Origin of the sequence: Kitasatospora sp. NPDC091276 (assembly GCF_040684355.1) — a bacterium.
In the GTDB taxonomy this organism is placed as follows: domain Bacteria; phylum Actinomycetota; class Actinomycetes; order Streptomycetales; family Streptomycetaceae; genus Kitasatospora.
In genome coordinates, this window is the sequence record NZ_JBFBFU010000008.1 from 255,319 (window position 1) to 277,560 (window position 22,242).

Genomic DNA, 22,242 nt, shown 5'->3' on the forward strand with positions numbered 1-22,242 from the left:
CGTCTTCGCCGTCGATAGCGATCTCGACCTCCCCGACGTCCGGGCCCGCGTTGCCTCAGCTCGCCGGGCGGACCGGCGGTGAGCGTCCGTCAGGAGGATAGGCCGCCACCCGGGCGTAAGGACGCATGATGGCGCGACGACGCTGCTGGCGCACCGCCAACTCACTCGAACGAGTGAGGGGCGCATGCAAGCACAAAGGGAGCGGCCCCGGGAGCGCACGCTCCCGGGGCCGCCTGACTCCGTGTCCGGACCGCTCGGCCCGCCCTCGCCGGCAGGCCCGTCCGCTTGCTCCGCCCGGCCGTTGGACGGCCGGGCGGCTACTCCGCCGGGGCGCCCGCCTCGACGGTGGCACCGGGCCGGACCGTCGACTCCTCCGGGGCCTCGCCGGCGCCCGGCGCCGGCCGGTCCGCCTCGACGTGCAACTCGACCGTGGTGTCGACGGCGACCACCACCTGCTCGCCCGAACGCTGCCCCGCCCGGATCGAGTCGATCCTGGCCAGCACCTTGCTGCGCAGGTCAGCCGGGGTGTCGTCGCAGCCGCAGGAGCGCTTGATCAGCGCCTTGATCGCCTGCTCCAGCCCGTACTGCTTCAGGCAGGGCGAGCACTCCTCGAAGTGCACCCGCAGCTTGGCGCAGTCGCCCTCGGTCATCTCGTTGTCGAGGAATTCGTAGAGGTGGTCGAGGACCTCGCCACACTCCGTGTCGTGCGGATCGCCGCAGCTCATGAGCCCGAGCCCTTCGCTTCCTGCCCTGCCCCGCTGCCGGCCGGGACGAGCCCGCGCTCACGGGCGTAATCCTCCAGCATGCCGCGCAGCTGACGGCGGCCGCGGTGCAGCCGGGACATCACCGTACCGATGGGAGTACCCATGATGTCCGCGATCTCCTTGTACGCAAAGCCTTCTACGTCCGCGAGGTACACGGCGATCCGGAATTCCTCCGGAATGGCCTGGAGCGCGTCCTTCACGTCGCTGTCGGGGAGGTGGTCGAGCGCCTGGGTCTCGGCCGAGCGCAGACCGGTCGACATGTGCGACTCGGCGCGGGCCAGCTGCCAGTCCTCGATCTCCTCCGCCGCCGTGCGCTGGGGCTCGCGCTGCTTCTTGCGGTACGAGTTGATGAACGTGTTGGTGAGGATGCGGTACAGCCAGGCCTTGAGGTTCGTGCCCTCGCGGAACTGGTGGAAGGACGCGTACGCCTTGGCGAACGCCTCCTGGAGCAGGTCCTCCGCGTCCGCGGGGTTGCGCGTCATGCGCAGCGCCGCCGAGTACATCGGATCCAGGTAGCCCAGGGCGTCGCGCTCGAAGCGCTCCCGCCGGGCCTCCTCGCTCTCCTGTGCCGACACCCGGAAGGTGTCCTCACCGATCGCCTCGGCCAGCTCCTCACCGGTGAGCGCCTCGCCCGCGGGCTGGCCCTCCTCCGGGCCCCGGCCCGGCTCGGCCTCGTGCTCGGTCCCGACGACCGGACCCACCTCCTCGGCATGGCGGGCACGACCCACGGCGGGCCGCCCCGAAATGGAGGATATCGGGCTGACGGGCTTCTCGCCCGCGACAATCCAGTCGGACCAGGCGGGGCCGAACGCCGCGGCGGCCTCGCGCTGCTCTGACCGCTCGGGGCACGCGATCGAACCCATCTGCCCTGCCTCTCAACCGGGAATCGTGCTGACGAGAGTGCCAACCACCCCGGCCCCGCCCGCATTCCCGCGCCCGCCCCGAAATCGCTCGTACGGGTGATCGAGTGGAAACCCCCCGCTCACGGCCACCCCCGCCGCCTCAGACGACCCGCAGCACCCAGTCCCCGACCGCCCGGCAGATCGCCTCCAGCACCTCGTCCTGCCCCACCGGCGCCCGCTTGGGCACGTCGAAACCGTGCCCGCCGTACGGCACCGCCACCAGCTCGTGCCCGGGCGGCAGCTCCGGGAACTCCTGCGGCCCGCCGAACGGATCCGCCGTACCCTGCACCACCAGCGTCGCCGTCCCCGACTCCAGCAGCTCCTGCGCCCGGCTCTTCTCCGGCCGGCCCGGCGGGTGCAGCGGGAACGCCAGCGCCACCACCCCCACCGCCCCGCTCGCCGCCCCGGTCCGGCAGGCCACCCGCGCCCCGGCGCTGCGCCCGCCGACCACCAGCGGCAGCCCCTGACCGGCCAGCCGCCCGGCGACCGGGGTCCAGCCGCGGTCCAGCGTGCGCGGCGCCGGGGCGAGCCGCTTGCCCGCCACCCGCCAGGGCTGCTCCACCAGCGCCACGGTGATCCCGCGCGCCGGCAGCGCCGCGGCCAGCGCCACCAGGTCCCGGGCCTCGATCCCGCCGCCCGCGCCGTGACCGAGCGCCAGCAGCGCCTTCGGCGCACCGGCCCGGTGGTAGCTGATCCGGGCGTCCCCCACCTCGGTGGGGACGAGTTCGGTGGTCATCGTCGGTCGCTCCAACCGGCTCAGGCTCCCTCAGCTGTCAGGACTCGATCGTCGAACTTCAAACATCGGACGGCAGAAGACGTCAGACGTCAGAACAGGGTGGTCTCGTACTCCGCCTCGGCCCACGGCTCCTTGAGCTCCGGCCCGTTGTTGCGGATGCTGCCGACCGCCGGCGAGACCGGGGTGGCCAGCAGCGCACCGGGCGGCGGCGGTATCAGCAGCCGGCGCAGCTCCTCCGGGTCGTCCAGCCCCGGGTCCAGCCACTCGTCGTAGGAGCCCGGGTCGAGGAACAGCGGCATCCGCTCGTGGATCGGCGCCAGCGACTCCTCGGCGTCGGTGGTGACGATGGTGAAGGTCACCAGCCAGGCCGCCGGATGGTCGGCCGGCACCGTCCGGTCGCGCCAGAACTCGTACAACCCGGCCAGCGCCAGCGGGGTGCCGTCCGCCCGGGAGACGAAGAACGGCTTCTTGCGCGCCTTGCCGCGCTCGCCCGGCACCGTCTGCCACTCGTAGTAGCCGTCCACCGGCAGGATGCAGCGGCGCGAGGCGAACGCCTGCCGGTACGAGGGCTTCTCGTGCACCGTGTCCGAACGGGCGTTGATCATCTTCACCGCCGTCTCGGCCGACCGCGACCACTGCGGCACCAGACCCCAGCGCAGCACCCTCAGCTGGCGCACCGGCCGCGCCCGGCCCTTCGGCACCCGCTCCAGCACCACGAAGGCGCTGGTGGTCGGGGCGACGTTCCAGTTGGGGGCCAGCGTCTCCGCCGGATCCCACTGCTCGACGCCGAACAGCTCGACGATGTCCTCGGGCTTGCCACTGGCTGCGAAGCGACCGCACATGCGGGCCAGCTTGCCATGCCGCCCCCGCTCACCACTTCTTCATCCCGCCAGGAGAACCGTCCGCTCCCGCCCGCCCGTCCCCGCATGGGAGGCTGCCCCGAACGGCCCAACGCAGCGGACGGAGGCGGAGACGAGACGATGAGCGCACAACCCACCGACCAGAACCTCGGCGAACTGTGGAACCAGGTCACCGGCACCCAGCCCGCGCCGCCCGGCTGGCTGGTGCTGGCCACCGCCGGCGCCGCCCTGCTCGCCGTCCTCGCCCGCCCGCTCTGGCACGTCACCCGCAACGCCGTGACCATCGCCCACGAAGGCGGCCACGGCCTGATCGCCCTCGTCACCGGCCGCCGGCTCGCCGGCATCCGGCTGCACTCCGACACCTCCGGCCTCACCCTCTCCTACGGCCGCCCCACCGGCCCCGGCATGATCCTCACCGCCGCCGCCGGCTACACCGCCCCCGCCCTGCTCGGCCTCGGCTGCGCCGCCCTGCTCTCCACCGGCCGGATCACCCTGCTGCTCTGGCTGGCCGTCGTCCTGCTGCTCGCCCTCCTGGTGCGCATCCGCAACGCCTTCGGCCTGTTCACCGTGCTGGTCGCCGGCGGCGCCTTCTTCCTGGTCTCCTGGTTCGGCAGCGCCGAGGTCCAGGCCGGCTTCGCCTACCTCGGCTGCTGGTTCCTGCTGTTCGGCGCCGTCCGCCCGGTCCTCGAACTCCAGCACCAGCGCCGCATCGGCTGGGCCCGCGACTCCGACGCCGACCAACTGGCCCGCCTCACCCACATCCCCGGCCTCGCCTGGATCACCGTCTTCCTGCTCACCGCCCTCGCCTGCCTCGCCCTGAGCGCGAGCTGGCTGCTCCAGCCCCTGTACTGAACCTCGCCCGCGGCACGGGCCGGCTGCTCCCGGCCCCGCACCGGGCCGCCCCCGCGGCACGGGCCGGCTGCCACAACCCCTGCACCGGGCCTCCCCCGTCCCGCCATGCGGTTGGCGCAGGGGCCGTTCCGGTACGGCCCCTAAACTTGGCCCCATGACCGAGACCCTGTGGCCCGCCCCCGTCGCGACCACCCCCGTTGACGCCACCGTCACCATCCCCGGCTCCAAGTCGGTCACCAACCGAGCCCTGGTGCTGGCGGCGCTCGCCGACGAGCCCGGCTGGGTGCGCCGGCCGCTGCGCAGCCGCGACTCCCAGCTGATGGCCGACGGCCTGCGCGCCCTCGGCGTCGGCATCGAGGAGAAGGTCAACAACGACTCCGGCGGCACCGGTGGCGGCGAGGCCTGGCGGGTCATCCCGACCCCCGCGCTGCGCGGCCCCGCCTCGATCGACGTCGGCAACGCCGGCACCGTGATGCGCTTCCTGCCCCCGCTCGCCGTCCTCGCCGACGGCCCGGTGCACTTCGACGGCGACCCGCGCAGCTACGAGCGCCCCCAGCACGGCGTGATCAACGCCCTGCGCGCGCTCGGCGCCCGGATCGACGACGGCGGCCGCGGCGCCTTCCCGCTGACCGTGCACGGCACCGGCGCGCTCGACGGCGGCCCGGTCGAGCTCGACGCCTCCTCCTCGTCCCAGTTCGTCTCCGCCCTGCTGCTCTCCGGCGCCCGCTACAACCAGGGCGTCGAGGTCCGGCACGTCGGCGGCCCGGTGCCGTCGCTGCCGCACATCCGGATGACCGTCGAGATGCTGCGCCTGGCAGGCGTCCAGGTCGACGCCCCCGAGGACGGCGGCGAGAAGGACGTCTGGCGGGTCACCCCCGGCGCCCTGATCGGCCGCGACCTGGTGGTCGAGCCGGACCTCTCCAACGCCGCGCCGTTCTTCGCCGCCGCCCTGGTCACCGGCGGCCGGGTCACCGTGCGCGACTGGCCCAAGCACACCAGCCAGCCCGGCGACCAGCTGCGCGAGATCTACACCCGGATGGGCGGCGCCTGCGAGTTCACCGACGAGGGCCTGCAGTTCACCGGCACCGGCCGGATCCACGGCATCGAGGCGGACCTGCACGACGTCGGCGAGCTCACCCCGGTGATCGCCGCCGTCGCCGCACTGGCCGACTCCGAGTCCCACCTGTACGGCATCGCCCACCTGCGGCTGCACGAGACCGACCGGCTCGCCGCGCTCGCCAAGGAGATCAACGACCTCGGCGGCGACGTCACCGAGACCGAGGACGGCCTGCGGATCCGCCCGCGCCCGCTGCACGGCGGCGTCTTCCACACCTACGAGGACCACCGCCTGGCCACCGCCGCCGCCGTGGTCGGCCTGGCCGTGCCCGGCGTCGAGGTGGAGAACGTGGCCACCACCGCCAAGACCCTGCCGGACTTCCCGAAGATGTGGGCGGAACTGCTCGGCGAAGCGGTGGCGGACGCCTGAGCGGAGACTGAGCACATGCGCCGCTACGGCAAGGACGCCGACGAGGACGACATCCGCAACCGCCCCGCCCGCCGGGGCTCCCGGCCGCGGACCCGGATCCGACCCAAACACGAGGACGCCGCCGAGGCGATGGTGCTGACCGTCGACCGCGGCCGGCTGACCTGCCTGATCGACCCGGGCACCAAGCAGGAACGCGAGATCGTCGCCATGAAGGCCCGCGAGCTGGGCCGCAAGGGCGTCGTCGTGGGCGACGTGGTCAACATCGTCGGCGACCTCTCCGGGGACACCGACACGCTCGCCCGGATCGTCCGGGTCGAGGAGCGCAGCTCGGTGCTGCGGCGCACCGCGGACGACGACGACCCGTACGAGCGGATCGTCGTCGCCAACGCCCAGCAGCTGGCCATCGTCACGGCGCTGGCCGACCCGGAGCCCCGGCCCCGGCTGATCGACCGCTGCCTGGTGGCCGCGTACGACGCGGGCATGGAGCCGCTGCTGGTGCTCACCAAGGCCGACCTCGCCCCGGCCGGGCCGCTGCTGGAGTCGTACGCGCCGCTCGGCATCGACTACGTGGTCACCCGTCGGGACGAACTGGAGACGGCCGGCGCCGAGGCCGTCCGCGCGCACCTGCGCGGCCTCTCCACGGTGTTCATCGGCCACTCCGGCGTCGGCAAGACCACCCTGGTCAACGCCCTCGTCCCGGACCACCAGCGGCAGACCGGCCGGGTCAACGCGGTCACCGGGCGCGGCCGGCACACCACCGTGTCCGCCCTGGCGCTGCGGCTGCCCCCGCCCCCGGGCGCCAAGCCGGGCTCCAAGAAGGCGCTGGACCCGGGCTGGGTGATCGACACCCCGGGCTTCCGCTCCTTCGGCCTCTCGCACATCGACCCGTCCCGGGTCATCCACGCCTTCCCCGACCTGGAGCCCGGCACCGTCGACTGCCCGCGCGCCTGCAGCCACGACGAGCCGGACTGCGCGCTGGACGCCTGGGTCGCCGGCGGCCACGCCGAGGGCGCCCGGCTCTACTCGCTGCGCCGCCTGCTGGCCAGCAAGGAGGCCCGCGAGGGCGACTGACCCGGGCGGCGGTTTTACCGTCCCATGGGTTTCCCGACCGTTCGAGGTGTCGGACCGCGCCGGCCTGGCGATCATAGGAAGGTCGGGCCACAGCGCGGTCCGACCCGTCGATCGACAGGGAGGGCACGCGATGGCATGGGCCTTGGTGGTCCTGGCCGGCCTGCTGGAGACCGGCTTCGCGATCAACCTCAAGCTCAGCGAGGGCTTCACCAAGCTCTGGCCCACCATCAGCTTCTGCGTGTTCGCCCTGGGCAGCTTCGGCCTGCTCACACTGTCCCTGAAGAGCCTGCCGGTCGGCCCCGCCTACGCGGTGTGGACCGGCATCGGCGCGGCCGGCACCGCCATCTACGGCATGGTCTTCCTGGACGAGACCACCTCGGTGCTGAAGCTGGTGTCCATCTCCCTGGTGATCGCCGGCGTGATCGGCCTCCAGCTCAGCGGCTCGGCGCACTGAGCAGGCCCGTCCCGGTCCGCGAGCCCAATCGCCTCCGGCGGGCCCGTCCCGGTCCGCGAGCCCGGCTGTCCCGATCCGGGCGGGATCGCTAGGGTTTCGGACATGGCCGATTACCACGACGATCTCCGACTCGCCCACGTCCTCGCCGACTCGGCCGACTCGGTCACCCTGGAGCGCTTCCGCGCCCTCGACCTGAAGGTCGAGACCAAGCCCGACCTCACCCCCGTGAGCGACGCCGACAAGGCCGCCGAGGAACTCGTCCGCAGCGTGCTGCAGCGCGCCCGCCCGCGCGACGCGGTGCTCGGCGAGGAGTTCGGCCTCCAGGGCTCCGGCCCGCGCCGCTGGGTGATCGACCCGATCGACGGCACCAAGAACTACATCCGCGGCGTCCCGGTCTGGGCCACCCTGATCGCCCTGCTGGAGGACGGCCCGGACGGTGTCGAGCGCCCGGTGGTCGGCATCGTCTCCGCCCCCGCGCTGCAGCGCCGCTGGTGGGCGGCCAAGGACCTCGGCGCCTACGCCGGCCGCAGCCTCACCAAGGCCTCCCGGATCCACGTCTCCGGCGTCTCCCGGATCGAGGACGCCTCCTTCTCCTACTCCTCGCTCTCCGGCTGGGAGGAGCGCGGCCGCCTCGACCCCTTCCTGGACCTCACCCGCGCCTGCTGGCGCACCCGCGCCTACGGCGACTTCTGGTCCTACATGATGGTGGCCGAGGGCGCGGTCGACATCGCCGCCGAGCCCGAGCTGTCGCTCTGGGACATGGCCGCCAACTGCGTCATCGTCGAGGAGGCCGGCGGCCGCTTCACCGGTCTGGACGGCGTGTCCGGCCCCGGCGGCGCCGACGCCGTCGCCAGCAACGGCATCCTCCACGAGGAGACCCTGCGCCGCCTGAGCGTCTAGGTCCTCCGGCCGAACATGGTGCGGGCCCGGTCGACCGGTCCTCCGGTCGACCGGGCCCGCCGCTCATCGGGGCGCGTCCCGGCTACTGCTTGCGCAGCTCCCGGACGGCCGCCTCCAGCCGCTGCCCGTAGTCGGCGTCGGCCTTGCGGAAGTTGTCGACCGCCCGCTCGACGATGTCCTCGCGGTCGGCGGAGACCTTGGCGATGAAGCCGGCCAGGTTGGCGATCAGCCGCTGCTTCTCGTCCTCCGAGAACAGCCGGTACAGGTTGCCGGCCTGCACGAAGTCGTCGTCCTCGGCGTGCGAGGGCGCCTCGTGGTTGCCGGTGGCGCCGGTGACCGCGGTGGCGGCCCACAGCGGGCGGCCGGTCTGCACCGGGCCGCCGAAGCTGTTCGGCTCGTAGTTCTTCTGTCGGCCGTGGCGGCCGTCGTACAGGTGGCCGTCGCGGCTGTTGGTGCGCGCCTCGGTGGCGTGCGGGCGGTTCACCGGCAGGTGGTCGGCGTTGATGCCGACGCGGTAGCGGTGGGCGTCCGCGTACGCGAACAGGCGGCCCTGCAGCATCTTGTCGGGGGACGGGCCGATGCCGGGCACGAAGTGCGACGGGGAGAAGATCGACTGCTCGACCTCGGCGAAGACGTTGTCGGGGTTGCGGTTGAGCTCCAGCCGGCCGATCTCGACCGGCGGGTAGTCGGCGTGCGGCCAGACCTTGGTGAGGTCGAAGGGGTTGAAGCGGTAGTTCGCCGCGTCGGCCGCCGGCATGATCTGGACCTGCACGGTCCAGCTGGGGAACTCGCCGCGCTCGATCGACTCGCGCAGGTCACGCTGGTGGCTGTCCGGGTCCTCGCCGGCCAGCCGGTTGGCCTCGTCCTGGGTGAGGTTCCTGATGCCCTGGTCGGTCTTGAAGTGGTACTTGACCCAGAAGTGCTCGCCGGCCTCGTTCTGCCACTGGAAGGTGTGCGAGCCGTAGCCGTTGAGGTGGCGGTAGCTGGCCGGGATGCCGCGGTCGCCGAACAGCCAGGTCACCTGGTGGGTGGCCTCGGGCGACAGGCCCCAGAAGTCCCAGACGTTGTCCGCCTCCTGGGAGCCGGTGTACGGGTCGCGCTTCTGGGTGTGGATGAAGTCGGGGAACTTCACGGCGTCCTTGATGAAGAACACCGGGGTGTTGTTGCCGACGAGGTCGTAGTTGCCCTCCTCGGTGTAGAACTTCAGCGCGAAGCCGCGCGGGTCGCGCACCGCGTCGGCCGAGCCGAGGTTGCCGGCCACGGTGGAGAACCGCAGGAAGACCTCGGTCTGCTTGCCGACCTCGGACAGGAACGAGGCCCGGGTGTAGGGCGTCAGGTCGGCGGTCACCGTGAAGGTGCCGTAGGCCGCCGCGCCACGGGCGTGCACCACGCGCTCCGGGATCCGCTCGCGGTTGAAGTGCGCGAGCTTCTCGAAGAGCTGCTGGTCCTGGATGAGCGCCGGGCCGCCGGGGCCCGCGGTCTCGGTGTTCTGGTTGTCGGCGACGGGGGCACCCGCCTCCGTGGTGAGGGTGGGGCGCAGCTCGTCCTGGGTCGTCATAAGAGGGCCTCCGCGTTATCCGGTCGTGACGACTCGATCCTAACTTGGACTTTGTCCAAGTCAACACTGGAACCAATCTCAGAGCGTGACTTACCCTGTTCCCATGAGCGACCTGCTGGAACGACTTCGCGGACGCGGCTGGCGGCTGACCTCACAGCGCCGGGTCGTGGCCGAGGTCCTCGACGGCGACCACGTGCACCTCACCGCGGACGAGGTGCACGCCCGCGCCGTCGCCCGCCTGCCCGAGATCAGCCGCGCGACCGTCTACAACACCCTCGGCGAACTGGTCGGCCTCGGCGAGGTCCTGGAGGTCGCCACCAACGGACGCGCCAAGCGCTACGACCCCAACGCCCACCGCGCCCACCAGCACCTGGTCTGCTCCGGCTGCGGCGCCATCCGCGACGTCCACCCGCACGGCGACCCGCTCGCCGCCCTCCCGGCCGGCGAACGCTTCGGCTTCACCGTCACCACCGCCGAGGTCACCTACCGCGGCCTCTGCCCGGACTGCACGGGCACGCCGTAACACGGCCCCCGGAAACCAACACGGCCCCCAGAAACCGCCGCCCCGGGGGCCTCCGGACACGCCCTACGCGCTCAGCTCCGCGTGCAGCGCGCCCAGCAGGCGCCCGGCCCGCTCCGCCACCTCGGCCGGCCCGTAGTCGGCCGCCCGGCGGCACCAGTTCTCCGCCTGCACCGGCTCCCCCCGGCGCAGCGCCAGCAGTGCCAGGCGCAGCGCCGCCCGCCCGTGCCCGGCGTCGGCCGCCCGGGTGTACCAGAGCATCGCCTGCGCCTCGCGGTCCTGCCGGGCCAGCAGCAGCCCCAGGTTGAAGGCGGCACTGCGGCTGCCGGCCTCGGCCGCCCGCCGGTACCAGCTCTCGGCGATCTCCAGCGCGCCGCGCTCGGCCGCCCGCACCCCCATCCGCACCTGCGCCCGCCGGTGCCCGGCATCGGCCGCCAGCGCGTACCAGTGCTCGGCCTCGGTGTCCGCGTCACCGCGCCGGTCCAGCACCGAGGCCAGCCGGAACGCGCCCTCCGCCGACCCGCCGGACGCCGCCTGCCGGTAGCGCTCCAGCGCGCCGCCCAGGTTGCCCCGCTGCTCCTGGGCGACGGCCAGTTGCAGCGCGGCCTCGCCGTGGCCCTCGGCGGCGGCCCGCGCGTACCACTCCTGGGCCTGCCGCTGCTCGCCGCGCCCGGCGTGCAGCACGCCCAGGTTGAACGCGCCGTCCACGCTGCCGGCCTCGGCCGCCTTGGAGAACCACGGCTCGGCGCCGGTCTCCTCGCCGCGCTGCAGCAGCACCACGGCCAGCGCGTTGCAGGCCTCCCGGTGCCCGGCGTACGCGGCCCGGCGGTACCACTGCTCGGCCTGCTGGTCGCGGCCGGTGGCGACGCAGAGCAGGCCGAGGTTGAAGGCGCCGTTCTGGTCGCCCGCGTCCAGGGCGGTGCGGTACCAGTGCTCGGCCTCCTTGGACTCGCCGCGGCCGGCGTGCAGGGCGCCCAGCGCGTTGGCGGCGTTGCCGTCGCCGGCCTCGGCGGCCTCCCGCCACCACTCGGCGGCGGCGGCCAGGTCCCCGGAGTCGCGCAGCAGGAAGCCCAGCGCGCAGGCGGCCCGCGGTTCGCCGTTCTGCGCGGACTGCCGGTACCAGCGGGCGGCCTCCTCCAGCAGCGGCTGGTCGGTGGCGGCGCGCTCCTCCAGCAGCACGCCCAGGCGCAGCGCGGCGCGGGCGTGGCCGCGGGCGGCGGCGGTGCGGTACCAGGCCTCGGCGATCTCCTTGTCCCCGGCGGCCTCGCGCATCCGGGCCAGCCGGTAGGCGGCCTCCCGGTGCCCGGCGTCGGCGGAGACCTTGAACCAGCGCTCGGCGCGCACGTCGCGCCGGTGCTCCATCAGGTCGCCCAGCGCGTAGGCGCCGAGCGGGTGGCCGTGGTCGGCGGCGAAGTGCAGCCAGTACTCGGCGGCCTCCTCCTCGCCCTGGTCGCGCAGTTGGAGCCCGAGCGCGTGCGCGGCGGGGGCGCTGCCGGCCACCGCGGCCTGGCGCCACCACTGGGCGGCCTCGGCGCGGTGGCCCTGCTGGTGCAGCAGCACGCCGAGGTTGTTGGCGGCGGCGCGCGTCCCGGCGGCCGCGGCGGCGCGCAGGTAGGGCTCGGCGTCCTCCAGGTCGCCGCGGCGCAGCAGCAGGGTGCCGAGCCGGCTGGCGGCGTCCGGGTCGCCGTCGTCGGCGGCCTGCCGGTGGCGGGCCTCCAGCGCGGCGCTCTCGCGGGCGGCCAGCGCGGTCTCGAAGCTGGTGGTGTCCAGGCCGGCCGGGTCGAGTGCGGCGGCGTTCGGGCCGTCGGCGGCGGCGCCGTCGGGCCCGTACGGGCGGACGGCGTCGGCGAACTGACGGGTGGGCACGCGGACCAGGCTGTCGGGGCCGTAGCCGGCGACCGGGGGGCGCTCGGACAGGCCGCTGGTGCGCTGGGCGGGCAGGGCTCCGGGGCGGCTCTCGGGGCTCTCCGCCCAGGCGTCGGTGTCCGCCTCGGTGGCCGCCGCGGACTTGGTGCCTGACCCGTTCTTGCCGATCAGCCTCATGCCGACTCCCGCTCCCCCAGAGTGTCGCGGCATCGTGCCCCGGCCCGCGGCCGGGGGGACCCCCAGGGGAGGTACCGGAACCGACGGCCGGTCAGCAGCCGCGCACCGTCCCCCATGTGTCCCATCGTCGCACCACCCGCAACCCGCGTACACCTGCCCCGGCCGAATTCGGGCGGGGCCGACCCGAAGCCGACGAAATTGCTTCGGCGCTTTGTCGATTTCCCGACACTCGGGCCCCACAAACCCCGTGCCGTCGTCGTTGGCGACGGTTGATGGTACCGGAGCGGTTCCCGCCGCTTCGGGGGAAAAACACCAGAGGCCCGGAGGAAGAATCCTCCGGGCCTCTGGCCACTGAGTAGCGGGGACAGGATTTGAACCTGCGACCTCTGGGTTATGAGCCCAGCGAGCTACCGAGCTGCTCCACCCCGCGTCGGTAGTTGAACCATAGCACGGGTGCGGGGTGGAACAGGAATCGGTTGCCGCAGCTCAGCGGGGCTACGGCTACGGCTACGGCTGCCCGGACGGCGATCCGGTCGGCGTCGCGCCCGGCGTCGGGGCCTGCGCCGGGCTCCCGCCGCGGGCCGCCTCGGCCGCCTTCAGCGCATCGCCCAGCGCCTTCTGGGCGTTGCCGTAGGCCACCCAGTCGCCGTTCTTGAACGCGGTCTGGCTGTCGTTGTACGCCTTCTCCGCGTCCCCGAGAGCCTTCTGCAGCTCCGGCGAGATCGTCCCGCCCGGCGTCGCCGTCCCCGGACCGGTCGACGTCCCCGGATTGGTGGACGTCCCCGGGTTGTTCGGCGTGGACGGCGCGGTCGGCGTGGTCCCCGGGGCCGCCCCGGCGAACACCTTCTTCAGCGCGTCCTCCAGGGTGTTCTCGAACGCCACGTTGTCGTTCCCGTACACCGCCAGCACCTTCTGCAGCGTCGGGTACTTGGCGCCGCGTCCGCGCACGTACACCGGCTCGACGTTGAGCAGCCCGCCGCCGACCGGCAGGGTCAGCAGGTTGCCGTACTCCAGCTCGGTGTCACCGCCGCTCTTCAGCGCGAAGATCTGCGAGGCCACCTCCTGCCGGGAGTTGAACGTCGACTGCACCAGGCCCGGGCCGGGGGCGCTGTTGTCCCCCGAGATCTTCAGGATGCGGATCTTCCCGTAGTCCGGCCCCGGATCGGCGTTGACGGCCATGAACGCGGCCAGGTTCGGGCGGCCGTTGGGCACGAAGGTCGTGGTCAGCGAGAAGCTCGCCGAGGTGACCTGCGGGTCCGGCATCCGCACCGTCACGTAGTACGGCGGCTGGACCTGCTTGGTGTCGCTGGTCGGGTCGACCGGGATCTGCCAGATGTCGCTGCCGTTGAAGAAGGAGTTGGCGTCGGTCACGTGGTACTGGCCGAGCAGGTCGCGCTGCACCTTGAACATGTCCTGCGGGTAGCGCAGGTGCGGCAGCAGCGTGCCCGGGATGTCCGTCTTCGGCTCGACGGTGCCGGGGAACGCCTTCATCCAGGTCTTCAGCACCGGGTCCTGGTCGTCCCACTGGTAGAGCTTCACCTCGCCGGTGTAGGCGTCCACCGTGGCCTTGACCGAGTTGCGGATGTAGTTGACCTGGTTGGCGACGGTCAGCAGCTCACCGCGCTGGTTGGTCAGCGAGTCCTTGGTCGCGGTGCCCAGCGTCGTCTTCGACGAGAACGGGTAGCCGTCCGAGGTGGTGTAGCCGTCCAGCACCCAGACCACCCGGCCGTCCTGCACCACCGGGTACGCGTCGGCGTCGATCGACAGCCACGGGGCGACCTTCTCCACCCGCTCCTTCGGCGTCCGGTTGTAGATCACCTTCGCGCCGTCGGTGATCGCCCCCGCGTACAGGATCTGCGGCTCGGCGAAGCGCACCGCGTACGCGGCCCGGGTGATCGGGTTGTCCAGCGAGACACCGCTGTTGCCGGTGTAGGTGTACTCCTTGTTCTCGCCGGTCTTGGTGGTGTAGTCGATCTCCTTGTTCGAGCCGCCGACGATCGAGTACGACGTCGTCTTCTCGCCGTAGTAGATCCGCTGCTGGTAGTCGCCCAGCGCGCCGGTGGCCGGCAGGCCGGACTCGGTGAACACCGGCTCGCCCTTGTCGCTGACCTGGTTGCCCTTGGCGACGACCGCGCCGTAGCCGTGGGTGTACTTGAAGTGGTCGTTGATCCAGTTGCGCTGCACGCCGTTGAGGTCCAGCTCGCGCAGGCCGATCACGGTGTCCTGCTTGTCCGTGCCGGAGCCGTAGCGGTCCACGTCCAGGGTGTTCGGGAAGGCGTAGTAGTTGCGCTGCTGCTCGATCGACTGGAAGGTCGGCGAGACGACGTTCGGGTCCAGCAGCCGGATGTCGGAGATGGTCTGCGCGTCCGGCTTGAGCGCCTCGGCCGTCGTCGACCCCTGCGGGCTGTACTGGGTGGTCTGCGCGTCCGCGATCCCGTACGCCTGCCGCGTCGCGTCGATGTTCTTCTGGATGTACGGCGTTTCCTTGGCCTGCTCGTTCGGCTTGACCTGGAACTGCTGGACGATCGCCGGGTACAGCCCGCCGATCAGCACCGCCGACAGCACCATCAACCCCAGCCCGATCAGGGCCGGCGCCCAGGTGCGGCGCACCGGCGTCAGGAAGAACAGCAGCGCGCAGATGATCGCCACGAAGAACAGGATCGTCTTGGCCGGCAGGAACGCGTTGGCGTCCACGTAGCGCAGGCCGGTCCAGCCGGAGACCCCCTTGTAGGAGCCGGTCTTCACCGCCAGCGCGTACCGGTCCAGCCAGTACGCCACCGCCTTCAGCAGCACGAACACGCCCAGCAGCACCGCCAGGTGCCCCTGCGCGCCCGCGCTCGCCCGACGGCCCGGGCCCTGCAGCCGCAGCCCCCCGTACAGGTAGTGCACCAGCGCCGAGGTCAGCAGCGAGACGATCACCGCGCTGAACGCGAAGCCCAGCACGAACTCGTAGAACGGGAGGTCGAAGGCGTAGAACGAGACGTCCATGCCGAACTGGGCGTCCTTCTCGCCGAAGGGCGTCGCGTTCGTCCACATCAGCCAGGTCCGCCACTGGCCGGACGCCGCGGCGCCCGCCACCAGGCCGATCACCAGCGAGACCCCGATCAGCGCCCAGCGCTTGAACGGCGCCAGGCCCGACCGGTAGCGGTCCAGGCTCTGCTGCTCGACCGACATCGCCGACAGCGGCGGCCGCAGCCGGTGCGCCAGCCAGACGTTGAAGCCGACGATCACCGCCATCAGCAGGCCGAACACCGCGAACAGGCCGATCTTCGTCCACAGCTGCGTGGTGAACACCGAGGAGTAACGGACGGATCTGAACCACAGCCAGTCCGTCCAGAACCCGGCGAACATGACGAACAGCAGGAACAGCACCGCGAGCACGCCCAGGGTCAGCAGGGCCACCCGCGCCCGCCGGGAGGGCGGCCCTACCCTGCGCCGGAAACCCGGCCCTGAGCGTTCCGGCATCTGGAATACCACGGTGGCACCTCAGCTGTGTCGTCTGGAGTCAGTCGGTCTTCAGGGAAACTTAACCAGGCTTTGGCCGAGTTCCCACCGTTAGCAGACGGTTACGACGCCGTTCCCCGTCCCGGCCGTTCCCCGGCCCACCGGCGGCGCCCGGCGCCCGGGCCCCCGCCCGGCGTGTGAGGATTGAGGCATGTCCGACGCGTCCAATGCACTCAACACCCCCGGCTCCCCCGACGACGTCTCCAAGCTCCCCGCCGCCACCCCGCTCACCCGGGCCGCGCTGGAGATCGACGAGTACGCCGCCACGCTCGGCTGGGACCTCCCGGCCCGGCTGTTCGCCCTGGTGGACAGCACCGCCCTGCGCAAGGCCGACCCGAAGATCGCCGCCCAGCTCGGCCTCGGCGACGACGACACGGCCGGCCTCACCCCGGTCGAGCAGGACGAGCTGCCGGCCGGCATGGAGCTGGACAAGTTCCTCGGCACCATCGCCTGGCCCGACGCGGTGGTCGGCTGCGCCCTGGTCGTCGAGCGCCTGATGCTGCCTCCGGGCTCCGAGCAGACCCGCCCGCGCAACGCCAGCGACGCCCAGCTCGCCGAGTGGGTGGCCAACCACCCCAAGCGCGAGGAGGTGCGGATCACCGCCGCCGTACTGCGCAACGGCAAGAAGGAGATCGCGCTGCGGCTGCGCTCCAAGGACGTCGCCCGCGAGGTGCTGACCGGCCCGGACCTGGTGCCCGGCCTGACCGCGGCGCTGCTGGCGACCTTCTCGTAGCCCCCGGCCGCCCCGGCGGCACCCCTTCACGTTCACCGCACTACGTCACGGCATTACTTCACGGCACTACTTCACGGCACAGGACGGCAGCGCGGAGGTCTGCCCGGAGCGGATCTGCTCCAGCGACTTCAGCGCGCCGTCCAGCGTGTCCGTCTTGATCAGGTTCAGCCCGGACGGGACGTTCTTGGTCGCCTCGGCGCAGTTCGAGGACGGGGTGAAGAAGTACTCGGCGCCGGCGTCCCGGGCGGCGATCAGCTTCATCGATATCCCGCCGATCGGGCCGACCTTGCCGTCGTCGTCGATGGTGCCGGTACCCGCCACGAACCGGCCGCCGGTGAGGTCGCCGCCGGGGGTGAGCTTGTCGATGATGCCGAGCGAGAACATCAGCCCGGCGCTCGGCCCGCCGACGTCCTGGAGGCCGATGTCGATCTGGAACGGGTAGGTGTGCCGGATCGTGGTGCCGATGCCGACCACCGCGAGTTCCGCCCGCTCGGCCGGAGCCTTCGGGTCGAGGTCCTTGGCCCGCACGGTGGGGACGGTGACGTCGGTCCGGTCCCCCGGGTTGGCGCCGCCGTTGCCGGTCGCGTCCTTGACCCGCGGGACCACGGTGAAGACCACCGACTCGCCCGGCTTGTGCCTGGTGACCGCGGCCACCACCTGCTCGGCCGTGCTGACCGGCGTGCCGTCGACCGCCACGATCTGGTCGCCCGCGTGCAGCCGGCCCTCCGCCGGAGCCCCCGCCGTGACCGATTTGATGATCAGCTCGGTGCCGACCGGGATGCCCAGCTGGTTGAGCGCGGCGGTGCGGGCGCTGTCCTCGGAGGAGGCGAACTCCTCGGCGTTCTGCTTCTTGGCGTCGGCGTCCGTCTGCCCCTTCGGGTAGACGTTGTCGTGCGGCACGACCATCACGTCGTCGCGCAGCCACCCGACCACCGCGTTGACCAGGCTGGGCTCGTACTTGGCCCCGGTGACCTGGACGGTGGTCATGTTGAGGTGCCCGGTGGTCGGGTACGAGTCGCGCCCGGTGATGGTGATCACCGACTTGCCCCCCTGGTTGCCGAGCGTGTTGTACGTCGGCCCCGGGCTCATCTCCGTGTACGGCACCTTCATCAGCACCGAGACGCAGAGCAGCGCTATGAGCAGCAGGGTGGCAGCGAGCATCGTCGCGGAGCGGCGTGGCATGCCTCGACAGTACGGGACGCGGATGAGCGGGCGCCCCCCGGGCTACCGGCCGGAACCGTCCTCGGAGGCGGCGCTCCCGGCGGTGGTGCGTTCCATCGCGGCCATGAAGCGCCGGTGCTCGGCGAGCGAGGCCGGGTCCCCCGTGGCTCTCGGGGCACGCTGGGCCCAGCCCGCCCACAGGGCGGCGAGCAGGACGGCGATGACCGGAATGATCAACCAGGCGAGCGCACCCATATCAGTACTCCCAGCTCGTCGTGTCTATGAGCAGATTAACCACTCCGGCGGACAACGCGGCCGGCGCCGTCCGGGTTACGGGACGGCCGATCGGCTCACTGCCAGGGAGTATTCGGCCCACTGACCCGGACCCGTTCGAGTGAGAGCCCGGCCCGCTCGGCATGCTCGTCGCATTCCGTGCACAGACAGCCACTCTCCGCAGCCAATCGCCCTTTTCGGGTCCGCCCCGGTCCGATCCGTCCCGGTCCGGTCCGATCCGCAGGGGCACCCGGGTCAGCAACTGCCGGCGCCGACCCACTCCTCCTCGCCGTCGGTGAAGACCTGGTGCTTCCAGATCGGCACCTCGTGCTTGAGGTCGTCGATCAGCCGCCGGGCGGCCGCGAAGGCCTCGCCCCGGTGGGCGCAGGACACGGCGACGATCACCGCCTTGTCGGTGATCTCCAGCCGGCCGACCCGGTGCACCGCGGCCAGCGCCCGCACCGGGAAGTCGGCGACGACCTTCTCGGCGATCCGGCGCATCTCCTGCTCGGCGGTGGGGTGGCAGCTGTATTCCAGCGCGGTGACCGACTTGCCGCCGTCGTGGTCGCGGACCGTCCCGACGAAGACGGTCGTCCCGCCGGCCGCGTCGTCGCCGACCGCCTCGTACACCTCGTCCAGCGAGAGCGGGGTGTCGCGGATGGCGAGCAGGCGGATGGGGTCGTGGTTCTCGGACATGCCCCCATGATTCCCCATCCCGGGTGGTTTGAGGCAAGCAGGTTCCGCATCACGATGACGGGATTCCGCATCGTGAGAAAGCCTGCCCGCCCCTCGGGGCCACCGGCCTCAGAAGCGGCGCCGCTTGCGGGCCCGGCGCACCAGCGCGGCCGTACCGACCAGCGCCACCGTCGCCCCGGCCGCCCCCAGGCTGGTCGCGGCCTCCTTGCCGCCCAGCCGGCGCCCGGCCACCGCGTGCTTCCCGGCGACCTGGCCCAGCAGCTCGGCCAGCACCTGCTCGTTGCTGTGCTCCGGACGCCAGCCCGCCTCGTGCAGCCGGCTGCCGGACACGACCCACGGGTACATCGTGTAGGCCAGGTCCCCCGCCGGGGCCGGGGTCAGGCCCAGCCGGTGCAGCCGGGCCGCGGTGCCCAGCGCCAGCGAGGCCGGCAACTCCATCCGCCGGATCCCCGACAGCCGCTCCACGTCCTCCTGCTCCAGCCAGCCGTCACAGCCGACCGTCACCTCGCCCTCCACCAGGCCCAGCGCCGCGTACTCCAGTGCCGCCGCCAGGTCGTCCACGTGGCAGAACTGCCAGCACGGGCGGGAACCGGCCACCACCAGCAGCCTCGGCGCCTCGAAGTGCCGGGTCAGCACGGTGTCCACGCCGGGGCCGACCACCACCGCCGGACGCAGCACCGTCACCTGCAGCCCCGGGTGGGCGCGCGGCGCCCGGCGGGCCAGGCGCTCGATCTCCAGCAGGTCCCCGACCAGCGAGGCCTCCTCGGTCGCCCGCAGCTCGGAGTCCTCGGCCAGCGGCACCTCGTTGTCGGCCAGCGCGCCGTAGACCATCGCGGAGGTGCAGAGCACCACCCGGTGCACCCCGGCGGCCGCGGCCGCCGTCAGCACGGTCTGCGCGCCGCGCACGTTGTAGGCGCTGCGGGCGCGCGGATCCGACTCCATGCCGAAGTCCATCGCCAGGTGCACCACCACGTCCACCCCGGACAGCCGCTCGGCCACCGCGGGGTCGCGCACGTCCAGCACCCGCCACTGCACACCCGGCACCTCACCGCGCCGGTCGTCCACCGCCAGCACCCTGCGCACGTGCGGCGAGGCGACCAGACGGGCCGCGACCCGTTCGCCGATCACGCCGGCGGCACCGGTGACGGCCACGGTCAGCGGCCGTCCGCCGTAGGCTGGAGGCGGCGACGCCGTGATGTCCGGGGCGTCCTCGTCTCCGGTCAGCCCAGAGCGAACGTCCGAAGGCGGGGAACTCACCGACCATCCTCCACGGTTAGCTTATGTGCGTACGGACGTGTGTCACGTACGTCCATCCTGCCCGAGGCGAAGGCCCGGCGGTGCACCCGGCGCGGGCCTGCCGCACTGGAGCCGCCCACGAGTCCCCCACTCCGCTGGTGCCCCGGGCGGGCAGCACTTCCCGCCACACCCGTATGACGGCCGACCGGATCGAGGACCCCGTGAGCGACCTTCCCTTCGGATTCGGCGTTCCGCCCGAGGAGCCCGAGGACGGCAAGGCCAAGCCCGACAACGAGCAGCAGAAGAAGGACCAGGGCTCCGCAGGCTCCGACCAGAGCGGCGCGCAGCCGTTCGGCTTCGGCGCCGGCAACCCGTTCGGCGCGCTGTTCGGCATGCCCGGCGGCGGAGCCCCGGGCGGCCCCGGCGGGGCCGACAACCCGTTCGCCGCGATGTTCGGCGGCCTCAACCCCAACGACCTCGGCAGCGCGTTCCAGCAGCTCGGGCAGATGCTCTCGTTCGAGGGCGGCCCGGTGAACTGGGACCTCGCCAAGAACATCGCCCGCCAGAGCGTCGTCGCCGAACCCGCCGAGGGCAAGAGCAAGGACCGCTCGGTCAGCGCCGCCGAGCACTCCGCCGTCGCCGAGGCCGTCCGGCTCGCCGACCTGTGGCTCGACGGCGCCACCGAGTTCCCCTCCGGCGCCGGCACCGCCGTCGCCTGGAGCCGCGCCGAGTGGATCGAGGCCACCCTCCCGGTCTGGAAGGACCTCGTCGACCCGGTCGCCGAGCGGGTCGGCAACGCCATGGGCGGCGTCCTGCCCGAGGAGATGCAGGCCATGGCCGGCCCGCTGATGGGCATGATGCGCTCCATGGGCGGTGCCATGTTCGGCACCCAGATCGGCCAGGCGCTCGGCGCCCTCGCCGCCGAGGTGGTCGGCTCTGCCGACGTCGGCCTGCCGCTCGCCCCGGCCGGCAAGGCCGCACTGCTGCCGCAGAACGTCGCCGAGTTCGGCGAGGGCCTCAACGTGCCCGCCGACGAAGTCCGGCTCTACCTCGCCCTGCGCGAGGCCGCCCACCAGCGGCTCTTCGCCCACGTGCCGTGGCTGCGGGCCCACCTGCTCGGCGCCGTCGAGGCCTACGCCCGCGGCATCAAGGTCGACACCTCCCGGATGGAGGAGCTCGTCGGCCAGCTCGACCCGAACAACCCGGAGGCGCTCCAGGAGGCGCTGGCCGGCGGGCTGCTCCAGCCCGAGGACACCCCCGAGCAGAAGGCCGCGCTCGCCCGCCTGGAGACCGCGCTCGCGCTGCTCGAAGGCTGGGTCGACGCGGTCGTGCACGCCGCCGCCGAACCGCACCTGCCGCAGGCCGGCGCGCTGCGCGAGACCGTCCGCCGCCGCCGCGCCGCCGGCGGGCCCGCCGAGCAGACCTTCGCCACCCTGGTCGGCCTGGAGCTGCGCCCGCGCCGGCTGCGCGACGCCGCCCGGCTGTGGGCGCTGCTCGCCGACGCGCGCGGCATCGAGGGCCGGGACGCGCTCTGGCAGCACCCGGACATGCTGCCCACCGCCGCCGACCTGGACGACCCGGACGCCTTCGTGCACCGGGGCACCGGCGACCTGGAGGGCGGCCTCGACTTCGACGCGATCGACAAGCTGCTCGGCGAGGCCGCCGCGGGCGGCACCGCCGCCAAGCCGGACCTCACCAAGAACGACGGGCCGGCGAAGAGCGACGAGCCGAAGCAGGACGGCGACGGCGACGGCACCGACGGAAAGGGCGAGCCCACCGCATGACGGCCACCGACACCGGGGCGACGTCCCTGCACGCGGACGCCGTGCGCACCCTGACCGGGTGGCGCCCCGCCGAAGAGGAGCAGGACCGGCTGCGGCTCGACTACCTGGCGCACCTGGCCGAGCAGCCCGAGGGCCTGTACCGGTCCTGCCTGCCCGCGCACATCACCGCGAGCGCGGCGGTCGTCGACCCGGCGGCCGGGCGGGTGCTGCTCACCCTGCACCCCAAGGTCGGCATCTGGCTGCAGATGGGCGGGCACTGCGAGCCCGACGACCGGGACCTCGCGTCGGCGGCGCTGCGGGAGGCCGTCGAGGAGTCCGGCATCCCCGACCTGGCCCTGCTGGAGGTGGACGGCGTCCCGGTGCCGGCCAAGCTGGACCGGCACCTGGTCCGCTGCACCGGCAAGGACCGGCCGGAGAACACCCACCTGGACGTCCAGTACATCGCGGTGGCACCGGCCGGTGCGCAGGCGCTGATCAGCGAAGAGTCGCTGGACCTGCGCTGGTTCGACTACGACCGGCTGCCGGAGCTGACCGACCACTCGGTGCGGGACCTGGTGGCACGGGCCCGCCGGCTGACCAGCTGAGGTGAAACGCGAAGAGGGGGCGCGGGGCGGTTTGGGCCCCCGCCCCGCAGTTTGTGTCCCCCCGACGTGCCCCCCGGGGGGGACACCCCCCCCACAGACCGGCCCCCGGCCCCGCGGGGCGGGAG

At 72.9% G+C, this 22,242-nt stretch carries 20 protein-coding genes and 1 tRNA gene; 9 read left to right on the plus strand and 12 right to left on the minus strand.

Translation table 11 applies throughout. The features are described from left to right. Positions 1–317 precede the first annotated feature (317 nt). The 4 genes from rsrA to AB0O19_RS13150 form a co-directional block, all read right to left on the minus strand. Positions 318–725 (minus strand): mycothiol system anti-sigma-R factor, encoded by a 408-nt coding sequence (rsrA, locus tag AB0O19_RS13135; protein ID WP_363619361.1) that lies wholly within the window; start codon positions 723–725, stop codon positions 318–320. After that, the gene (locus AB0O19_RS13140) at positions 722–1,465 is read right to left on the minus strand and encodes a sigma-70 family RNA polymerase sigma factor (protein ID WP_363377190.1); all 744 of its coding nucleotides are present in this window, start codon (positions 1,463–1,465) and stop codon (positions 722–724) included. Before AB0O19_RS13140 ends, rsrA begins: the two co-directional genes overlap by 4 nt. Before the next feature lie 301 nt (positions 1,466–1,766). Further along, complete coding sequence (locus AB0O19_RS13145; protein ID WP_363619362.1) at positions 1,767–2,402, minus strand: alpha/beta family hydrolase; 636 nt, start codon at positions 2,400–2,402, stop codon at positions 1,767–1,769. Positions 2,403–2,491: 89 nt separating this feature from the next. Further along, positions 2,492–3,244, minus strand: coding sequence for an SOS response-associated peptidase (locus tag AB0O19_RS13150; RefSeq protein WP_363619363.1), 753 nt, complete (start codon positions 3,242–3,244; stop codon positions 2,492–2,494). A 138-nt stretch (positions 3,245–3,382) separates the two neighbouring features. Between AB0O19_RS13150 and AB0O19_RS13155 the strand changes: the two genes are divergently transcribed. The 5 genes from AB0O19_RS13155 to hisN all read left to right on the plus strand — a co-directional run bounded on the left by AB0O19_RS13155 (position 3,383) and on the right by hisN (position 8,025). Beyond that, entirely contained in the window at positions 3,383–4,114 is a 732-nt protein-coding gene (locus AB0O19_RS13155) for a M50 family metallopeptidase (RefSeq protein ID WP_350879695.1), read from the plus strand. A 154-nt stretch (positions 4,115–4,268) separates the two neighbouring features. Then, positions 4,269–5,600 (plus strand): 3-phosphoshikimate 1-carboxyvinyltransferase, encoded by a 1,332-nt coding sequence (gene aroA / locus AB0O19_RS13160; RefSeq protein ID WP_063347887.1) that lies wholly within the window; start codon positions 4,269–4,271, stop codon positions 5,598–5,600. A gap of 15 nt (positions 5,601–5,615) precedes the next feature. Continuing rightward, the gene (gene rsgA, locus AB0O19_RS13165) at positions 5,616–6,671 is read left to right on the plus strand and encodes a ribosome small subunit-dependent GTPase A (RefSeq protein ID WP_363619364.1); all 1,056 of its coding nucleotides are present in this window, start codon (positions 5,616–5,618) and stop codon (positions 6,669–6,671) included. Positions 6,672–6,801: 130 nt separating this feature from the next. Further along, complete coding sequence (locus AB0O19_RS13170) at positions 6,802–7,125, plus strand: multidrug efflux SMR transporter (protein ID WP_063347889.1); 324 nt, start codon at positions 6,802–6,804, stop codon at positions 7,123–7,125. Between the two features lie 102 nt (positions 7,126–7,227). Further along, positions 7,228–8,025 (plus strand): histidinol-phosphatase, encoded by a 798-nt coding sequence (gene hisN, locus AB0O19_RS13175; protein ID WP_363586982.1) that lies wholly within the window; start codon positions 7,228–7,230, stop codon positions 8,023–8,025. A gap of 82 nt (positions 8,026–8,107) precedes the next feature. On the opposite strand, the gene AB0O19_RS13180 is transcribed toward hisN, so the two are convergent. Next, positions 8,108–9,583 carry a catalase gene (locus AB0O19_RS13180; RefSeq protein WP_363586983.1) on the minus strand — a complete coding sequence of 492 codons (1,476 nt, stop codon included), beginning with the start codon at positions 9,581–9,583 and terminating at the stop codon, positions 8,108–8,110. Positions 9,584–9,686: 103 nt separating this feature from the next. Between AB0O19_RS13180 and AB0O19_RS13185 the strand changes: the two genes are divergently transcribed. After that, entirely contained in the window at positions 9,687–10,106 is a 420-nt protein-coding gene (locus tag AB0O19_RS13185; protein ID WP_063347892.1) for a Fur family transcriptional regulator, read from the plus strand. Positions 10,107–10,169: 63 nt separating this feature from the next. Here AB0O19_RS13185 and AB0O19_RS13190 read toward each other — a convergent pair whose 3' ends face one another. From AB0O19_RS13190 to AB0O19_RS13200, 3 genes are all read right to left on the minus strand, one after another. Continuing rightward, the gene (locus tag AB0O19_RS13190) at positions 10,170–12,146 is read right to left on the minus strand and encodes a tetratricopeptide repeat protein (protein ID WP_363619366.1); all 1,977 of its coding nucleotides are present in this window, start codon (positions 12,144–12,146) and stop codon (positions 10,170–10,172) included. Between the two features lie 356 nt (positions 12,147–12,502). Continuing rightward, positions 12,503–12,576, minus strand: a tRNA-Met gene (locus AB0O19_RS13195). 77 nt (positions 12,577–12,653) lie between these two features. Then, positions 12,654–15,611, minus strand: coding sequence for a UPF0182 family protein (locus AB0O19_RS13200; RefSeq protein ID WP_363619367.1), 2,958 nt, complete (start codon positions 15,609–15,611; stop codon positions 12,654–12,656). 190 nt (positions 15,612–15,801) lie between these two features. Here AB0O19_RS13200 and AB0O19_RS13205 point away from each other — a divergent pair, with 190 nt between their 5' ends. Beyond that, on the plus strand, positions 15,802–16,383 hold the full coding sequence (locus tag AB0O19_RS13205; protein WP_363586986.1) for a PPA1309 family protein: 582 nt from the start codon (positions 15,802–15,804) through the stop codon (positions 16,381–16,383). Between the two features lie 66 nt (positions 16,384–16,449). On the opposite strand, the gene AB0O19_RS13210 is transcribed toward AB0O19_RS13205, so the two are convergent. The 4 genes from AB0O19_RS13210 to AB0O19_RS13225 form a co-directional block, all read right to left on the minus strand. Further along, on the minus strand, positions 16,450–17,565 hold the full coding sequence (locus AB0O19_RS13210; protein ID WP_363619368.1) for a PDZ domain-containing protein: 1,116 nt from the start codon (positions 17,563–17,565) through the stop codon (positions 16,450–16,452). 42 nt (positions 17,566–17,607) lie between these two features. After that, entirely contained in the window at positions 17,608–17,799 is a 192-nt protein-coding gene (locus AB0O19_RS13215) for a hypothetical protein (RefSeq protein ID WP_350879703.1), read from the minus strand. 273 nt (positions 17,800–18,072) lie between these two features. Beyond that, a complete protein-coding gene (locus AB0O19_RS13220) occupies positions 18,073–18,513 on the minus strand; it encodes a molybdenum cofactor biosynthesis protein MoaE (protein WP_350879704.1) in 441 nt (146 codons plus the stop codon). Between the two features lie 108 nt (positions 18,514–18,621). Next, positions 18,622–19,710 (minus strand): NAD-dependent epimerase/dehydratase family protein, encoded by a 1,089-nt coding sequence (locus AB0O19_RS13225; protein ID WP_063351152.1) that lies wholly within the window; start codon positions 19,708–19,710, stop codon positions 18,622–18,624. A gap of 260 nt (positions 19,711–19,970) precedes the next feature. On the opposite strand from AB0O19_RS13225, the gene AB0O19_RS13230 reads away from it, so the two are divergent. Together AB0O19_RS13230 and AB0O19_RS13235 are read left to right on the plus strand one after the other, a co-directional pair. Further along, on the plus strand, positions 19,971–21,533 hold the full coding sequence (locus tag AB0O19_RS13230) for a zinc-dependent metalloprotease (protein WP_363619369.1): 1,563 nt from the start codon (positions 19,971–19,973) through the stop codon (positions 21,531–21,533). Further along, entirely contained in the window at positions 21,530–22,117 is a 588-nt protein-coding gene (locus AB0O19_RS13235; RefSeq protein ID WP_363619370.1) for an NUDIX hydrolase, read from the plus strand. The genes AB0O19_RS13230 and AB0O19_RS13235 overlap by 4 nt, the downstream gene beginning before the upstream one ends. Positions 22,118–22,242 lie beyond the last annotated feature (125 nt).

Coding starts and splice junctions, on each gene's coding strand:
- rsrA (WP_363619361.1), bottom strand. CDS start 725: ATGAGCTGCGGCGATCCGCACGACACGGAGTGTGGCGAGGTCCTCGAC.
- AB0O19_RS13145 (WP_363619362.1), bottom strand. CDS start 2,402: ATGACCACCGAACTCGTCCCCACCGAGGTGGGGGACGCCCGGATCAGC.
- AB0O19_RS13150 (WP_363619363.1), bottom strand. CDS start 3,244: ATGTGCGGTCGCTTCGCAGCCAGTGGCAAGCCCGAGGACATCGTCGAG.
- AB0O19_RS13155 (WP_350879695.1), top strand. CDS start 3,383: ATGAGCGCACAACCCACCGACCAGAACCTCGGCGAACTGTGGAACCAG.
- aroA (WP_063347887.1), top strand. CDS start 4,269: ATGACCGAGACCCTGTGGCCCGCCCCCGTCGCGACCACCCCCGTTGAC.
- rsgA (WP_363619364.1), top strand. CDS start 5,616: ATGCGCCGCTACGGCAAGGACGCCGACGAGGACGACATCCGCAACCGC.
- AB0O19_RS13170 (WP_063347889.1), top strand. CDS start 6,802: ATGGCATGGGCCTTGGTGGTCCTGGCCGGCCTGCTGGAGACCGGCTTC.
- hisN (WP_363586982.1), top strand. CDS start 7,228: ATGGCCGATTACCACGACGATCTCCGACTCGCCCACGTCCTCGCCGAC.
- AB0O19_RS13180 (WP_363586983.1), bottom strand. CDS start 9,583: ATGACGACCCAGGACGAGCTGCGCCCCACCCTCACCACGGAGGCGGGT.
- AB0O19_RS13185 (WP_063347892.1), top strand. CDS start 9,687: ATGAGCGACCTGCTGGAACGACTTCGCGGACGCGGCTGGCGGCTGACC.
- AB0O19_RS13190 (WP_363619366.1), bottom strand. CDS start 12,146: ATGAGGCTGATCGGCAAGAACGGGTCAGGCACCAAGTCCGCGGCGGCC.
- AB0O19_RS13200 (WP_363619367.1), bottom strand. CDS start 15,611: ATGCCGGAACGCTCAGGGCCGGGTTTCCGGCGCAGGGTAGGGCCGCCC.
- AB0O19_RS13205 (WP_363586986.1), top strand. CDS start 15,802: ATGTCCGACGCGTCCAATGCACTCAACACCCCCGGCTCCCCCGACGAC.
- AB0O19_RS13210 (WP_363619368.1), bottom strand. CDS start 17,565: ATGCCACGCCGCTCCGCGACGATGCTCGCTGCCACCCTGCTGCTCATA.
- AB0O19_RS13215 (WP_350879703.1), bottom strand. CDS start 17,799: ATGGGTGCGCTCGCCTGGTTGATCATTCCGGTCATCGCCGTCCTGCTC.
- AB0O19_RS13220 (WP_350879704.1), bottom strand. CDS start 18,513: ATGTCCGAGAACCACGACCCCATCCGCCTGCTCGCCATCCGCGACACC.
- AB0O19_RS13235 (WP_363619370.1), top strand. CDS start 21,530: ATGACGGCCACCGACACCGGGGCGACGTCCCTGCACGCGGACGCCGTG.